This window comes from Streptomyces sp. NPDC008079, assembly GCF_042957385.1.
GTDB lineage: Bacteria > Actinomycetota > Actinomycetes > Streptomycetales > Streptomycetaceae > Actinacidiphila.
Map to the genome: position 1 here is coordinate 22970 of NZ_JBIBIC010000028.1, position 14484 is coordinate 37453.

General features: G+C 72.4%; 14 protein-coding genes and 1 pseudogene. 4 read left to right on the forward strand and 11 right to left on the reverse strand.

The window, feature by feature from the left end; translation table 11 throughout:
• Positions 1 to 16: 16 nt before the first annotated feature.
• Positions 17 to 535, reverse strand: coding sequence for a hypothetical protein (locus tag ACFZAM_RS35325; protein ID WP_355338786.1), 519 nt, complete (start codon positions 533 to 535; stop codon positions 17 to 19).
• A gap of 105 nt (positions 536 to 640) precedes the next feature.
• On the reverse strand, positions 641 to 1555 hold the full coding sequence (gene miaA / locus ACFZAM_RS35330; protein ID WP_391052239.1) for a tRNA (adenosine(37)-N6)-dimethylallyltransferase MiaA: 915 nt from the start codon (positions 1553 to 1555) through the stop codon (positions 641 to 643).
• Positions 1556 to 1675: 120 nt separating this feature from the next.
• Between miaA and ACFZAM_RS35335 the strand changes: the two genes are divergently transcribed.
• Positions 1676 to 1912: an Rv0909 family putative TA system antitoxin gene (locus ACFZAM_RS35335; protein ID WP_391052242.1), complete on the forward strand. Its 237-nt coding sequence runs from the start codon at positions 1676 to 1678 to the stop codon at positions 1910 to 1912.
• Between the two features lie 84 nt (positions 1913 to 1996).
• Here the strand turns inward: ACFZAM_RS35335 and ACFZAM_RS35340 are convergent, their stop codons facing one another.
• Together ACFZAM_RS35340 and miaB are read right to left on the reverse strand one after the other, a co-directional pair.
• Entirely contained in the window at positions 1997 to 2746 is a 750-nt protein-coding gene (locus ACFZAM_RS35340) for a hypothetical protein (RefSeq protein WP_391052245.1), read from the reverse strand.
• A gap of 99 nt (positions 2747 to 2845) precedes the next feature.
• Positions 2846 to 4333, reverse strand: a complete 1488-nt coding sequence (miaB, locus tag ACFZAM_RS35345; RefSeq protein ID WP_355338182.1) for a tRNA (N6-isopentenyl adenosine(37)-C2)-methylthiotransferase MiaB — start codon at positions 4331 to 4333, stop codon at positions 2846 to 2848.
• 112 nt (positions 4334 to 4445) lie between these two features.
• Here miaB and ACFZAM_RS35350 point away from each other — a divergent pair, with 112 nt between their 5' ends.
• The gene (locus ACFZAM_RS35350) at positions 4446 to 5462 is read left to right on the forward strand and encodes a TAXI family TRAP transporter solute-binding subunit (RefSeq protein WP_391052246.1); all 1017 of its coding nucleotides are present in this window, start codon (positions 4446 to 4448) and stop codon (positions 5460 to 5462) included.
• A gap of 97 nt (positions 5463 to 5559) precedes the next feature.
• On the opposite strand, the gene ACFZAM_RS35355 is transcribed toward ACFZAM_RS35350, so the two are convergent.
• Positions 5560 to 7050 carry an ATP-binding protein gene (locus ACFZAM_RS35355; RefSeq protein ID WP_391052248.1) on the reverse strand — a complete coding sequence of 497 codons (1491 nt, stop codon included), beginning with the start codon at positions 7048 to 7050 and terminating at the stop codon, positions 5560 to 5562.
• A gap of 18 nt (positions 7051 to 7068) precedes the next feature.
• Positions 7069 to 7836 carry a response regulator gene (locus ACFZAM_RS35360; protein WP_391052251.1) on the reverse strand — a complete coding sequence of 256 codons (768 nt, stop codon included), beginning with the start codon at positions 7834 to 7836 and terminating at the stop codon, positions 7069 to 7071.
• A 299-nt stretch (positions 7837 to 8135) separates the two neighbouring features.
• Between ACFZAM_RS35360 and ACFZAM_RS35365 the strand changes: the two genes are divergently transcribed.
• Positions 8136 to 9854, forward strand: a complete 1719-nt coding sequence (locus ACFZAM_RS35365) for an FAD-dependent monooxygenase (protein WP_391052253.1) — start codon at positions 8136 to 8138, stop codon at positions 9852 to 9854.
• Positions 9855 to 10052: 198 nt separating this feature from the next.
• Here ACFZAM_RS35365 and recX read toward each other — a convergent pair.
• The 3 genes and pseudogenes from recX to ACFZAM_RS35380 all read right to left on the reverse strand — a co-directional run.
• Positions 10053 to 10664, reverse strand: a pseudogene (gene recX / locus ACFZAM_RS35370) (recombination regulator RecX); the annotation flags it as partial.
• Positions 10621 to 11754: a recombinase RecA gene (gene recA / locus ACFZAM_RS35375; RefSeq protein WP_355338167.1), complete on the reverse strand. Its 1134-nt coding sequence runs from the start codon at positions 11752 to 11754 to the stop codon at positions 10621 to 10623. The gene recA and the pseudogene recX, both read right to left, overlap by 44 nt.
• 237 nt (positions 11755 to 11991) lie before the next feature.
• Positions 11992 to 12186: a DUF3046 domain-containing protein gene (locus tag ACFZAM_RS35380; protein WP_188286122.1), complete on the reverse strand. Its 195-nt coding sequence runs from the start codon at positions 12184 to 12186 to the stop codon at positions 11992 to 11994.
• A 100-nt stretch (positions 12187 to 12286) separates the two neighbouring features.
• On the opposite strand from ACFZAM_RS35380, the gene ACFZAM_RS35385 reads away from it, so the two are divergent.
• Complete coding sequence (locus ACFZAM_RS35385; RefSeq protein ID WP_391052257.1) at positions 12287 to 13189, forward strand: hypothetical protein; 903 nt, start codon at positions 12287 to 12289, stop codon at positions 13187 to 13189.
• A gap of 94 nt (positions 13190 to 13283) precedes the next feature.
• Here ACFZAM_RS35385 and ACFZAM_RS35390 read toward each other — a convergent pair whose 3' ends face one another.
• A complete protein-coding gene (locus ACFZAM_RS35390; RefSeq protein ID WP_391052259.1) occupies positions 13284 to 13610 on the reverse strand; it encodes an AzlD domain-containing protein in 327 nt (108 codons plus the stop codon).
• On the reverse strand, positions 13607 to 14482 hold the full coding sequence (locus ACFZAM_RS35395) for an AzlC family ABC transporter permease (protein ID WP_391052261.1): 876 nt from the start codon (positions 14480 to 14482) through the stop codon (positions 13607 to 13609). The genes ACFZAM_RS35390 and ACFZAM_RS35395 overlap by 4 nt, the downstream gene beginning before the upstream one ends.
• Positions 14483 to 14484: the final 2 nt, after the last annotated feature.

A 14484-nucleotide genomic window follows, 5' to 3' on the forward strand; every position in this document is an offset into this window, starting at 1 on the left:
CTGGTGGGCGGGGCCGTCAGCGCAGCCGGGCGACGCGCCAGACGGCGAGCACCGCCAGCAGGGCGATCAGCGCGGTGTATCCGGCCACGTAGCGCCAGTCGACACGGGCACCGGAGCCGCGGGCAGGCAGGCCGGGCCAGGTGTAGCCGACCCGGCGGGCGGCCATCAGGCCCCACCCGGCGGAGCAGCAGCACAGCAGAAGGCCGAGCATGGCGACGACAGGTCCCGCGTCGCCGGATTCGAAGGCGAGGGGGAAGGCGAACATCAGCGATCCGCTCACCGCGAGGGCGATGATCGGGGCGAGTTGCCAGATCCGCAGTCGGCGCTGGGGGCGCAGCTCGCGGAAGGACTGGCCCTCCTCCATCGGCGGAAGGGGCTCGATCGCTTCCAGGGAGCCGAGGGAGTCCAGGGGCTCGAAGGGCTCCAGGGTGTTCCTCGACTCGGGGATCGCGCCATTGCGCGGAAACTCCGGGGGAATCTGGGCTTCCGCCGCGGGGTCGCGCCCGGCTGGGGTGTCGCGTGGGCCGGCTTCCATCGCCACGCGCCCTCCCGATTCTCCGACACCGTAGCTAGATGCTCGATGATGGCACGGTCGACCGGCAGGTCCGGGACGCCGGAGCGTCCCGATGCCATCACGTGATCAGGCTGTAACCGCTTCTTGGAGCAACGTCAGCGCCTGGTGCGCGAGTTCCGTGCCGCGGGCCGTGAGCCAGTGCACACGCGGGTCGCGGCGGAACCACGAGTCCTGACGGCGTGCGAAGCGCTTGGTGGCGCGTACGGTCGTGGCGCGGGCCTCGTCCTCGGTGCACTCACCGGCCAGTGCGGCGAGCACCTGTTGGTAGCCGAGCGCGCGGGAGGCCGTACGTCCTTCGCGCAGCCCCGCGGCCTCCAGGGCGCGGACCTCGTCGACCAGACCGGCCTCCCACATGCGGTCGACGCGCAGGGCGATGCGTTCGTCGAGTTCGGGCCGGGGGACGTCGACGCCAATCTGGACGGTGTCGTAGACACCCTCGGGGCCGGGGAGGTTGGCGGCGAAGGGGCGGCCGGTGATCTCCACGACTTCGAGGGCGCGGACGATCCGGCGGCCGTTGCTGGGCAGGATGGCGCGGGCGGCCTCGGGGTCGACCGCGGCCAGCCGGGCGTGCAGGGCGCCGGAGCCGCGCATGTCGAGTTCGGCCTCCAGGCGGGCCCGGACGGCCGCGTCCGTGCCGGGGAACTCCAGGGCGTCGATCGCGGCGCGTACGTACAGGCCGGAGCCGCCGACCAGCACCGGGACGCGGCCCTCGGCGTGCAGCCGGTCGATCTCGACGCGGGCGAGGCGCTGGTAGTCGGCGACGTTGGCGGCCTGTGTCACGTCCCAGATTTCCAGCAGGTGGTGCGGCACGCCCTGGCGTTCGTCCGGGCTGAGCTTGGCGGTGCCGATGTCCATACCGCGGTAGAGCTGCATGGAGTCGGCGTTGATCACCTCGCCGTCCAGGATCCGGGCCAGGGCCACGCCCAGATCGGACTTCCCGGCTGCGGTCGGGCCGACGACGGCGATCACACGGTTCTTCACGTGGCCAGTCTCGCAAACATTGGCCGCTGACCTCGATCGATTGGCGTGAAGCAGGCCAGGGCGGGCACAGGTATGGTCGGAAACAGGGCGGGGGATTCACGATGCTTGGGAAGGTGCCGCATGGGCCTCAAGGACACGTTCAAGGACAAGCTGGGCTTGGCGAAGAGCAAGGCCGGCGACTTGGCGCAGCAGCACGGCGGCAAGATCGAGTCGGGACTGGAGAAGGCGGCGCACACCGTCGACTCCAAGACCGGCGGCAAGTACAGCGACAAGATCGGCACCGGGGTGGACAAGGCCAAGGGCGCCTTGGGCAACCTCAAGGACAAGAGCGGCAAGGACGGCGACGCGACCGCCTGAGCGCGCGCGGCGCCCTGCCGTAGGACGTCCGAGTCGCGCGTCCGGGCGGGGGCTCCGGGTCAGGTATCCGCGTAGCCCTCCGGCTCAGGTCCAGGTCGCCACGGCGTAGCCCACGCCGTACGGCGCCGCCTCGTACAGCAGCTCCCCCGCCAGGCCCGCGCCCTGTGCCGCGCCCGCGAGCACCTGCCACGGCGCCCGGCCGGACACCTTCAGCGCATCGGCCAACCCGGCGTCCAGCGCGGTGAGCGCGTCGGTGTCGGCCGCCGCCAGGGCCGCGGTCACGGCCACGTCGAAGGGCCCGGCGCGCTCGTCCAGGTAGCCGGGCGCCTTGACCGTACGGCAGGCGCTGCCGTCCCCCATCACGAGCAGGGCGACGCGTCCCGCGGCCTCGGCGACAGCGCGGCCCGCGGCGGCGCAGCTCGGCTGTTCCAGTTGCTCGCCGACCCCCAGCCCCTCGACGGGTGCGGCGTGCCAGCCGCGCAGCAGCCAGGCGGCCACGGCGAGCGAGGGCGGCAACGTGCGTGCGGGCTCAGCGGCGGCCTCAGCAGCGGGCTCGGCCGTGGCCTCGGCCGCCGCGCCGCGTTCCGATCCGAGGCGGACGTCCAGCGCGACACCGAACGGCCGGAAAGAACCCGTGGCGCCCTCGGCGAAAGCACCGCGGCGCGGCCGGTCCGCCGGACCGATCACGACCAGCCGGTCGGGCCGGGAAGCGGCCAGGACGCCGATCGCGTCGGCGCAGGAGGCCCGCAGAGCGTCGAGTTCGGGTGCGGCGCCTGCCGCCACCTCCGGGACCAGCAGCGGCGGGCAGGGACAGACGGCAGCGGCGACCAGCATGATCGAAACCTTACCGGCGCGGCCTCGCGGATAGACGGCCGTCGCCGGACAACGGCGTCGGCACGTTCGGCCGCGCACCGGTGTCCGGGACCGCGCGCGTCACTGGACGCTGCATCCGCCCAGCGACGCCGGCTCCGTCACGGCGGGCGCGCCGATCGTCGGCAGACCCAGCATCACGCCCGTGCCGGTCGCGGCCGGGGCCGCGTTGCGCCGCTCCCACGCGTCGCCCGCCCGCGTACGGCGTACGGCGGCGGCGGGCTTCTCCGCGAGCAGATGGTGCGGCGCGGCGTAGGTGATCTCGACGGTCACCATGTCTCCGGGCCTGACCGGCTCGGCCGGGCGCTCGAAGTGCACGAGGCGGTTGTCGGGCGCGCGGCCGGACAGCCGCCGGGTGGCGTCGTCCTTGCGGCCCTCGCCCTCGGCGACCAGCACCTCGATGGTGCGGCCGACCTGCTTCTTGTTCTCCTCCCAGGAGATCTCCTCCTGGAGCGCGACCAGCCTCTCGTACCGCTGCTGGACGACGGCCTTCGGGATCTGGCCGTCCATCTCGGCGGCGGGGGTGCCGGGCCGCTTGGAGTACTGGAAGGTGAAGGCCTGCGCGAAGCGCGCCTCGCGCACCACGTGCAGGGTCTGCTCGAAGTCCTCCTCGGTCTCGCCGGGGAAGCCCACGATGATGTCGGTGGTGATGGCGGCGTCCGGCATCGCGGCGCGCACCTTCTCGATGATCCCGAGGTAACGATCCTGCCGGTACGACCGGCGCATCGCCTTCAGCACCGTGTCGGAGCCGGACTGGAGCGGCATGTGGAGCTGGTGCATCACATTGGGCGTCTCGGCCATGGCGGCGATGACGTCGTCGGTGAAGTCGCGCGGGTGCGGCGAGGTGAAGCGGATCCGCTCCAGGCCGTCGATGGTGCCCGCGGCGCGCAGCAGCTTGCCGAACGCCTCGCGGTCGCCGATGTCGGAGCCGTACGCGTTCACGTTCTGGCCGAGCAGGGTGACCTCGACGACGCCCTCGGAGACCAGGGCCTCGACCTCGGCGAGCACGTCGCCGGGCCTGCGGTCCTTCTCCTTGCCGCGCAGGGCGGGGACGATGCAGAAGGTGCAGGTGTTGTTGCAGCCGACGGAGACCGCGACCCAGGCGGCGTACGCGGACTCGCGGCGCGAGGGCAGCGTCGAGGGGAAGGTCTCCAGCGACTCGACGATCTCGACCTGGGCCTCTTCGGCGATCCTGGCCCGCTCCAACAGCACCGGGAGCTGCCCGATGTTGTGGGTGCCGAAGACGACGTCGACCCAGGGGGCCCGCTTCACGATGGTGTCGCGGTCCTTCTGCGCCAGGCAGCCGCCGACGGCGATCTGCATGCCGGGCCTGGCGGCCTTCTTCGGTACGAGCTGGCCGAGGTTGCCGTACAGCCGGTTGTCGGCGTTCTCCCGCACCGCGCAGGTGTTGAAGACGACGACATCCGCGCCGTCGGCGTCGGAAGGCGCGCGGACATACCCCGCGTCCTCCAGAAGGCCGGACAGCCGCTCGGAGTCGTGGACGTTCATCTGGCACCCGTAGGTGCGGACCTCGTAAGTACGCGCGCTCATAACAATCACCCAGAGTACGTGGTCGCCGGGGCCCGGCGCCCCCGCCTTCCCGGGACCGGCCGCCGCCGACCGCCCTTCCCCGATTCCCGCCCGGCTGGCAGGATCCCCATGCATGGACCTCCCCCGCCCCGTCGTACGCCTGCGCGATGCCGCGCTGGGCAGGCGGCGGCGCGTGCTCCAGGCGCTGCTGGCCGGGGTCTCCGTGCTCGCCCTCCTGCTGTGGTGGCTGCTGCCGAACGCGGGGCCTTCGTATCCGCGGGCGCCGATGTCGCTGGCCACCGGGGTCGCCAACGGGGTGTACGAGAAGTACGGGCTGCTCCTCAAGGGCGATCTGCACACCGCGCTGCCGGGAGTGCGGGTCAATCTCGTGCACACCGAGGGCTCGGTCGACAACATCAAGCGGGTGGCGTCAGGACGGGCGGACTTCACCATCGCCGCGGCCGACGCCGTCGCCGATTACAACGGTCCCGGCAAGGACCAGTTGCGCGCCTGCGCCCGGCTCTACGACGACTACATGCAGCTTGTCGTACCGAGCGATTCCACGGTGCGGTCCGCGCGCGATCTGCGCGGGCTGCGGGTCGGGGTCGGCCAGGCGGACTCCGGGGTCAATCTGATCACCAGGCGGCTGTTCGCGGCGGCGGGCCTGGACATCACCAAGGATGTGGACGCGATACCGGTCGGCATCGACCAGGCGCCCGCGATGCTGCGCGACAAGCAGCTGGACGCGTTCTTCTGGTCGGGCGGGCTGCCGACCGCCGCCGTGGCCGAGATGGCGCACTCCTCGCCGGGCATCAAGCTCGTCCAACTCGGCGACCTGGTGGCGAAGCTGCATTCCATGGGACCGCAGATGTCGTACTACCGGCAGGCCGTGATGCCCGCCGACGCGTATCCGCAGGCGCAGAAGGGGCAGGCGATCGCCACCATCGCCGTCGCCAATCTGCTGGTCACCACGGACCGCGCGAACACCGGCCTGGTCGAACGGCTCACCCGTGCGGTGATCGACAGCCGGGACGCGATCGGCAAGGAGGTGCACGCCGCGCAATTGGTAGACCTGCGGACCGCGGTGTTCACCGATCCGCTGCCGCTGCATGTCGGCGCGGAGCGGTACTACCGGTCGGTGAAGCCGTAGCGGGTGCTCCGCCGTGACCTCGGCCGCGCCGCGCGCTCACCCCGCCGCGCACTCCGTGGTCATGATCAGACGGTCGTACGATCCGACAACCGGACGGTCACACCCCGACCGGCGCCGTCCTCGGCACCGTCAGGATGACCTCCAGGCCGTGCGGGTCGCGCCGCCCGTAACTGATGGCGCCGCCGCCCTGGCTCAGCAGAGCGCGGGCGATGGACAGGCCGAGGCCGGAGCCGTGCACATTCTGGTGGCGGGCGCTGCGCCAGAAACGATCGCCGATCCTGGCGAGTTCCTCGTCCGTCAGACCGGGGCCGCTGTCGGCGACGGAGATCGCGGTGCGCTGGTCGTCCGCCGCCACGCGCACATGGACGGCCTCGCCGCGCGGGGTGAATTTGATCGCGTTGTCGATCACCGCGTCCAAGGCGCTGGACAGCGCGACCGCGTCGGCCCACCCGGTCACCTTGAGCGCCGCCCGCTCCCCCGGGCTCTCGCCCGCCCGCTCCCCCGCGCTCTCACCTCCCCGGTCCTCCGAGTCCTCCCCCTCCACTGTGAACTCCACGGAGATTCCCGCCTGGTCGGCGACGGGTCGCCAGGCCGCCGAGCGGGTACGGGCGAGCGCGGCGAGATCGGTGACGGCCAGATGACTGCCGGAGCGTTCGGCGAGCGCCAGGCCCAGCAGGTCGTCGAGCACCTGGGCGAGCCGGTGCCCCTCCTCCTTCACCGCCTCGGCCTCGTCGTGGCCGTCGGGCAGTTCCAGGCCGAGCAATTCGATCCGCAGCAGCAGTGCGGCGAGCGGATTGCGCAACTGATGCGACGCGTCCGCCACGAAGGCCCGCTGCTGGTCGAGGACTTCCTCGACGTTGTCGGCCATCTCGTTGAACGAACGGACCAGGCGGCGGAGTTCCGGCGGGCCGCCCGCCGTTCCGACACGCGACTTCATCCGGCCGGTCGCGATGTCGTGGGTGACGCGGTCCAAGGTGGCGACCGGAAGCAGCACCCAGGCGGTCAGGCGGACGGCGAAGAGCACGGCGATGGCCATCGCCGCCAGCTCCCCGGCCGCCAGCAGCAGCCAGGCGTGCAGGATGCGGGAGCGCAGCGCGCCGGTCGGCGAATCGGTCACGACGACGGCGACGACGTCCCCGTCCCGGACGATCGGCGAGGCGATGGCGAGTTTGCGGGTCTGCCACGGCCACACCTGGCGGGGGTCGTGGGTGCGGCGGCCGAGCAGCGCCGAGTTGTAGGCGTCGAACAGCTCGCCCTCGTCCGGCACCTTCCAGTCGCCGGGCGCGGCCGCCATCGCGGTGCGGTCGCGGTAGAAGACTCCGGCGTCGATGCCGTACAGCTCTTTGTAGCGGGTGAGTTCGGTGCGCAGGGTGTGCAGCCGCTCGTCGTCGGCGCTGTCCACGGCGGTCTGTTCGTCCCGCGCGGTGACGTACTGCGCGAGCGCCGCGAAGCGCGTGGTGTCGTCGATGCGGTCGACCACGACGCGCTGCTGCTGGGACGCGGCCTGGCTGGCGGCCAGCGGGAAGCCGAGGGCCAGCAGGACACCGGCCATCAGCACGATGAGCAGCGGGAGCAGGCGGGAGCGCAAGGTGGTGGCCTCGACGGGTCAGCCGACGGGGACGACGAGCCGGTATCCGACCCCGCGCACCGTCTCGATCATCGCCGGGGTCCGCAGCTTGGAGCGCAGGGACGCCACATGGACCTCAAGGGTGCGACCCGTACCCTCCCACGCGGTGCGCCACACCTCGCTGATGATCTGCTCCCTGCGGAAGACGACACCCGGCCGTTTGGCGAGCAGCGACAGCAGGTCGAACTCCTTGCGGGTGAGGGCGATCAGATCGCCCTCCACGGTGACGCGGCGGGTGGACAGTTCGATGGTGACCGTGCCGAGCAGCAGTTTGGCGCTCTCCTGCGGGCCGGTCTCGCCGGTCCGCGCGGCGGCCAGCACTCCGGTGCCCGCGACGGTCGCGCCGGTGGCCGTCGGCCCGGCGGCGCCTTGCGCGTTCAGCGGCGGGCGGCGGCTCACGGCGTGGATCCGCGCCAGCAGCTCGCCCGTGTCGTACGGCTTCACCACGTAGTCGTCCGCGCCCAGGTTGAGGCCGTGGATCCGGGAGCGTACGTCGGCCCGCGCGGTCACCATGATCACCGGGGTCGCGGTACGGCGGCGTATCCGGCTGCACACCTCGAAACCGTCCTGGTCGGGCAGCCCCAGGTCGAGCAGGACACAGTCGTACGCGGGGCTGTCGCCGGGCAGCAGCGCCTGGATCGCCTCCTCGCCGCTGCGGGCGTGCCGCACGTCGAAGCCGTGCTTGCCGAGGACCGCGGAGAGGGCGGAGGCGACCCTGTCGTCGTCCTCCACGAGGAGCAGTCGCATCGTCAACCTCCCTGTTCATTCGGTCTTATGATCATTTCGGCTGATCGTGTTGTTCGTGTGCGGTAGCGGTACCTGTGGACCGAATCCACGCCGATCGGCACGGGGTGCGTCAAGGCCCTACCGGCTCGCGCCGTGGACCGTTACCGACCCGGTACGCACCGGAGGTGCCCGAGGGCGCGCACGGAGCACGGAGGGCGCGTGGAGCGGCGCACCGCGCCGAGGCGGGACCGTCGCTTGACGTGGGAAGGCGCAGTGGGTTGCATACGCTTTGTGACCGCACTTCTTCCGGGGGCCTCTCCATGGACCCGGTGATCGTCGCGGGGGCGGGTCCCGTGGGCCTGGCCCTCGCCCTCGCTCTGGCCCGCCGCGACGTCCCCGTCATCGTCCTCGACGAGGCGGAGGCACTGACCGATGCCGACGGGTTACGGCGCCCACGCACCGCGGTCCTCGGCCCCGACACGGTCGCGTTCGTCGAACGGCTCGGCTACGCCGGTGTCCGCGGCGACGGAGCCTCCTGGTCGGCCTGGCGCACATTGCGCCGTCGTACGGAAGTGCTGCGCGTCGAATTCGGACCGCAGGACTCCCCCACGCACATCGCGCAGCACCAATTGGAGCGCGGCCTGCGCGACGCGCTGCTCGCCTGCGGGTCAGTGCGGATCGTGCCGGGCTGCCGGGTGGACGCCTTCGAGCAGGACGGTCTCGGGATCACCGTGCACACCCGCGGGTCGCACGACACCTGGTGGCGCGGCAGTTTCCTGGTCGGCTGCGACGGTCCCCGTTCGACGGTCCGCAAGCTGACGGGCGTACGTTTCCCCGGCCGCACCGCCGTCGACCGGCACGCGGTGGCGGTGATCCGCGCGGAACTCCCCGAACCGGGTGTGGCGTTGCTGCACCGCGACCCGCCGGGGGCGCCCGCGGGCCAGGAGGTGACGGCCCGTCCGTTGCCGGACGGCCTGTGGCGGCTGGACTGGCTGCTGCCCCCGCAGGGACGGCTGCTCACGTCCGACGCGCTGGTGGAACGGCTGCGGTCCACGCTCACCGCCTGGTGCGGCAGCGTCGTCCCGTACGAACTCGTCGGCTCGGCCGACTATCCGGTGCACCAGCGGCTGGCCAGGCGCTGGCGCAGGGGGCGGGTCTTCCTCGCGGGGGACGCCGCACACCTGATGGGCGCGCTCGGCGCGCAGAGCGTCGAGGAGGGGCTGCGGGACGCGGAGAATCTGTCCTGGAAGCTCTCGCTGGCCTGGCACGACGGCGCGTCGAAGATACTGCTGAACAGCTACGAGGCGGAGCGGCGCGGCGCGGTCGGCGCCCGGTTGCGCGCCACCGACCAGGCGCTTCCGCTGCTGCGGGCCAGTGGCGCGTGGCAGACGGTACGGCACGCGGTGCTGTCGGGCTCGGCGCGCGGCCAGGCGGAGCTGCTGACCGACAGCCATCTCGGCCGGGGGTCCGCCGCCGCGTCCTCGGTCTACGGGCGCTCGCCGCTCGCGCTGCCCGCGCCGCGCTCCGGAGGCGGCAAGTCCGGGCCGTCGCCGCTGGTCGCCGGGTGCGACACGCCGCCGGGCGGTGCGGTGACCGATGTGTCGGTGACCGCGCTCGACGGCACCGTCGGACGGCTGCGGGACCGGCTCGGCCGGGGGTTGATCGTGGTGCTGATCGCGCCGGGTACGGGGGTGTGGGACAGCCGTCACTGGCTGACCGCCGGGCTCATGCCCCGGCTCGCCTCCGCGGTCGCCGCGCTGCCGACCCGCGCGGAGTTGGTCGTCGCCGAGACGTATCCGGGGGCGACCGCGCACAGTGTGCTGCTGATCCGGCCGGACGGGCGCCTGGTCACGGCGATGGTGGGCTGCCGCCCCGCGGAGCTGTACTCGTACGCCGACCTGGCCCGCGGCGGTCCGCCGGTGCCGGCGGGCAGTGAAGGTACGGAGCCGGACTCCGACGACGGTGACGGTGACGGTGACGGTGAAGGCGGCGGGCCCGGCGGCGCGGCGGGCACGCGGGTCAGCGGGCACACCCGGTAGCAGCCGGGCCGGGCACGCCCTGCCGGACGGTCACCGTCAGCCCGCCGGGGCTGCCGGTCACCGGCACCGTCTCCATTGGCGGATGGTCCCGGTGCCGGACGGCGGGGCGGTTTTGGGAGGCCCTGGCGGCAGGGCGACGTCCGGTGGCGGGGCCTTCGTGCTCCCTCGCCTTCCAGGATTCCGCCGTCCTCGCCGCCGTCACTCCCACGGCTCCTCTTCGAGCTCCTCCTCGACGCCCTCGGCGGCGAGCGCTTCCCGGACCACCCGGAGGGCCAGGCCCTCGGAGTAGCCCTTGCGGGCGAGCATGCCCGCGACGCGGCGGATCCGCTTGTCGCGGTCCAGCCCGCGGGTGCCCGGCAGCCTGCGGCGTACCAGCTCGCGGGCGGTCTGCTCCTCCTGGTCGTGGTCGAGCAGTCCGACCGCTTCGTTCACCAGCTCCGCGTCCACTCCGCGGTGGCGGAGCTCCTGCGCGAGGGCACGGCGGGCGAGACCCCGGCCGCGGTGCCGGGACTCCACCCAGGAGTTGGCGAACGCCTGGTCGTCGATCAGCCCCACGTCCTGGAAGCGTTCCAGGACGTGCTCGGCGACCTCGTCCGGGATCTCGCGCTTGCGCAGGGCGTCGGCGAGCTGCCTGCGGGTGCGGGGCGTCCCGGTGAGCAGGCGCAGGCACAGCGCCCGCGCCTGCTCCTCGGGATCGAGCGGCGGCTCTCGCGAGGCCCTCGACTCGGAAGAGCCGCCGCGCTCAGGGGACCTGCGCGCCACGGCGTCAGGCCTTGGCGGCGGTCGCCTTGGTCGCCTTCGCGCCCTTGGGCGCGGGGACCTCGGCCTTGGGCGCGTCGGTCTTGGCCACGGCCGCGGGTCCTGCCGCGTCCGCCCCGGGCTGTGCGCCCGGCGCCTCGACCTTCGGCACGCCGACGCCGAGCTTCTCCTTGATCTTCTTCTCGATCTCGTCCGACAGGTCGGGGTTGTCCTTCAGGAAATTGCGCGCGTTTTCCTTGCCCTGACCGAGCTGGTCGCCCTCGTACGTGTACCAGGCGCCGGACTTGCGGACGAAGCCGTGCTCCACGCCCATGTCGATCAGGCCGCCCTCACGGCTGATGCCGTGGCCGTAGAGGATGTCGAACTCGGCCTGCTTGAAGGGCGGCGCGACCTTGTTCTTGACGACCTTGACGCGGGTACGGTTGCCGACCGCCTCGGTGCCGTCCTTGAGGGTCTCGATCCGGCGGATGTCGAGCCGGACGGAGGCGTAGAACTTCAGCGCGCGGCCACCGGTGGTGGTCTCCGGCGAGCCGAACATCACACCGATCTTCTCGCGGAGCTGGTTGATGAAGATGCAGGTGGTCTTGGTCTGGTTGAGCGCGCTGGTGATCTTGCGGAGGGCCTGGCTCATCAGGCGGGCCTGGAGACCCACGTGCGAGTCGCCCATCTCGCCCTCGATCTCGGCCCGTGGCACGAGGGCTGCCACGGAGTCGACCACGATGAGGTCGAGAGCGCCGGAGCGGACCAGCATGTCCACGATCTCCAGCGCCTGCTCGCCGGTGTCCGGCTGGGACAGGATCAGATTGTCCGTGTCGACGCCGAGCGCCTTGGCGTAGTCGGGGTCCAGCGCGTGCTCGGCGTCCACGAACGCCACCGTGCCGCCCGCCCGCTGGGCGTTGGCCACCGCGTGCAGGGTGAGGGTCGTCTTACCGGAGGACTCCGGGCCGTAGACCTCCACCACTCGGCCGCGCGGCAGGCCGCCGACGCCGAGTGCCACGTCAAGAGCGGTCGATCCGGTGGGGATGACTTCGATGGGTTCGTTCGGCCGGTCGCCCAGGCGCATGACCGCGCCCTTGCCGAACTGCCGTTCAATCTGCGCGAGCGCGGCGTCGAGCGCCTTCTCGCGGTCGTTTCCTGCCATGGGCTCCACCCGGGATGTCTGGTTCGATCGCTTCACGTCCACGACGCTAGCGCCTGGCACTGACAACGCGCCCGGCCGTCGCCCCGTGCTGTGGATAACTCCGGCGGAAACACGCTTCGTCACCACGGAAATCCACCCGGCACAAGCCATAAGAATGGATGTTCGAATTTGATGTCAAGCGACCCGCCGGGGGTGTCGGGCCGCTCCTGAATCCGTCGCTCCGCTCGCGACATCGCGTCAGCGCTTGGCGGCGGGCACGTCCATCGAGGCGCACACCGCGCGCCAGACGTCCTTGGCCTCCCAGCCGTCGTCCAGCGCCTGATGCACCGTACGGCCGCCCAATTCGGCCATCACATGGTCCCGCGCGAAGGAATCGGCGTACGCGTCGCCGAAGTGCGCGCGCATCCGCTCCCAGAAAATCGTCAACCGCATGACTGCCAGTATCCCGCGCCCGCACGCGTACCGTCACACAGCCGGGTGGCTCCTCGGCTCAGCCGTGTTCAGGCCGCCGCGCACGACCTAGGGTGCGCGCATGCCAGCAACCCCGCTAGGTCGCGCCGAGCAGTTCGTGTGGCTCACCGCCCGTGTGCTCGAGCAGCGCAGGTTCGCCTTCCACTTCCTCGACGGCGACGGCGACGCGGTCGAGACCGCGCTCGACGCGTACCGCAATGACGACGCCGGATACGGCCACGCGCTGGAGCCCGACCTGCGCGGCCCGGTGAGCCAGCCGCTGCACGTGGCGTACGCGCTGCGGGTGCTGGACGAGATCGACCGGTGCAGGGGCGGCAGGGCCGAGCGCATCTGCCGCTATCTGACGGCGTGCTCGACGGCGGAGGGCGCGCTGCCCGCGGTCGACGCGTCCTTGCGCGGCTATCCGTACGCGCCCTGGATGCGGATCTCCGACGACCCGCCCGGTGACCTGCTCGCCACCGGGCCCGTGGTGGGGCTGCTGCGCCGCAACGAGGTGTGGCACGCGTGGCTGTTCAGGTCGACGGACTTCTGCTGGGCGGCGATCGACGCCCTGGACCGGACGCATCCCTACGAGGTGCTGGCCTCGCTGGCGTTCCTGGCCTCGGCGCAGGACCGGCCGCGTGCGCAGGGCGCGGTGGAGCGGCTGGGACGACTGGTGCGCGAGCAGGGTCTGGCGCTGCTGGAGCCCGAGCGCGCCGGGCGGGTCGCGCCGCCGACCGGATACGCGCCGGGCGAACATCACTTCGCCCACGACTTCGCGCCCTCCCCCGACTCGGCCGCCCGGTCGTGGTTCACCGACACCGAGATGGAACGGTCGCTGGACTATCTCGCGGGGCAGCAGGGCGACGACGGCGGCTGGCCGATCACCTGGCGCGAGTGGGCGCCGGGCTCCGCCCTCGAAGGGCGGCCCATGGTGACGATCGAGGCGCTGCGGACGCTGCGCGCGTACGGCCGTCTGGGCTGACGGCGAGGCCGCGCGGGTAAGGGGCGCTGATCCAGGTGCCCGGTCCTTACGCCGGTGACCGGGCACCGGATGTCGCGGAGGACCGGCCCGTGGCTCACATGCCGGAGACGGCCCGTACGGCCGCGGTCACGACGACGGCCGCGGCCACCACCACGAGGAAGGGCGCCCGCAGCAGGAGGGCGACGGCCGCTGCCGCGAGCCCGGCCGAGCGCGCGTCCACGGCCAGCCGCAGTCCGCTGGTGCCGAAGGTCTGGAGGGCGGTGAGCGCGGCGAGGAGCGCGATGGGCACGAGCCCGGCGAGGCGCTTGACCACGGGGCGTTCCAGCAATCCCGCCGGTACGGACAGGCCCAGCAGTTTGACCGCGTAGCAGCCGAGGGCCGTCACGATGACGGCGATCCAGGTACTCGCTCCTGTGCTCATTCCGCTGTCTCTCCCTCTTCGCGTGCCGGTGCCGGTGCCGATGCCCGTGCCGGTGCTGGTGCCTTTGCTGGTGCTGGTGTCCGTTCCGGCTTCCGTACGGTTCCTGACGCGTCCTTTCCGGTGCGCTTCGCGCGGGTGACGGCCAGGACGAGGGGCGCCGCCAGGGCGGCGACCAGGACCGGGACTCCGGCGGGCAGGAGTGGCAGGCAGACAAGGCCGAGGAGGACGGCGACCGCGGCGACCGCCCGTTCGGCGCGCCCCTTGACCATGGGGGCGAGGAGCGCGAGGAAGACGGCGGGGCCTGCCGCGTCCAGCCCCCAGGAAGCGGGGTCGCCGAGCGCCGAGGCGCCCAGGGCGCCGATGAGGGTGGTCAGATTCCACAGGGCGTAGAGGCTGCCTCCGGTGACGGTGAAGCCCAGCCGCGCGGAGGCGCGGTCCTTCTGCGCCAGCGCGACCGCGGAGGTCTCGTCGATGACCCACTGCGCGGCCAGCGGCCGTATCGCGGCGGGCAGGCGGAGGAGCTGGGAGAGCCGGAGCCCGTAGAAGGCGTTGCGGGTGCCGAGGAAGAAGGCTCCCGCGGCTGCCGCGAAGGGGTTGCCACCCGACCCCAGGGCGCTGACCAGGGCGAATTGCGACGCTCCGGTGAACACCAGCAGGGACAGGGCGCAGGTCTGGGCGAGTGCGAGCCCGGCTCCGGCGGAGGTCACGCCGAAGGCAAAGCCGGAGAGCCCGACGGCGACACCCACCCCGAGGGCGTCGCGGACGACCTGGGCGCGCGCGGAGCGTGGCTGCCGGTCCGCCGGCCCGGTGGATTCTCTGCGGTCGGCGGATTCCGCGGGTTCTGTGGCTATCGGATGTCCCGTCACCCGCATGA

Coding starts and splice junctions, on each gene's coding strand:
- ACFZAM_RS35325 (WP_355338786.1), bottom strand. CDS start 535: ATGGAAGCCGGCCCACGCGACACCCCAGCCGGGCGCGACCCCGCGGCG.
- ACFZAM_RS35340 (WP_391052245.1), bottom strand. CDS start 2,746: ATGCTGGTCGCCGCTGCCGTCTGTCCCTGCCCGCCGCTGCTGGTCCCG.
- recA (WP_355338167.1), bottom strand. CDS start 11,754: ATGGCAGGAAACGACCGCGAGAAGGCGCTCGACGCCGCGCTCGCGCAG.
- ACFZAM_RS35365 (WP_391052253.1), top strand. CDS start 8,136: ATGGACCCGGTGATCGTCGCGGGGGCGGGTCCCGTGGGCCTGGCCCTC.
- ACFZAM_RS35380 (WP_188286122.1), bottom strand. CDS start 12,186: ATGCGGTTGACGATTTTCTGGGAGCGGATGCGCGCGCACTTCGGCGAC.
- ACFZAM_RS35395 (WP_391052261.1), bottom strand. CDS start 14,482: ATGCGGGTGACGGGACATCCGATAGCCACAGAACCCGCGGAATCCGCC.
- ACFZAM_RS35360 (WP_391052251.1), bottom strand. CDS start 7,836: ATGCGACTGCTCCTCGTGGAGGACGACGACAGGGTCGCCTCCGCCCTC.
- ACFZAM_RS35390 (WP_391052259.1), bottom strand. CDS start 13,610: ATGAGCACAGGAGCGAGTACCTGGATCGCCGTCATCGTGACGGCCCTC.
- ACFZAM_RS35385 (WP_391052257.1), top strand. CDS start 12,287: ATGCCAGCAACCCCGCTAGGTCGCGCCGAGCAGTTCGTGTGGCTCACC.
- ACFZAM_RS35350 (WP_391052246.1), top strand. CDS start 4,446: ATGGACCTCCCCCGCCCCGTCGTACGCCTGCGCGATGCCGCGCTGGGC.
- ACFZAM_RS35335 (WP_391052242.1), top strand. CDS start 1,676: ATGGGCCTCAAGGACACGTTCAAGGACAAGCTGGGCTTGGCGAAGAGC.
- miaB (WP_355338182.1), bottom strand. CDS start 4,333: ATGAGCGCGCGTACTTACGAGGTCCGCACCTACGGGTGCCAGATGAAC.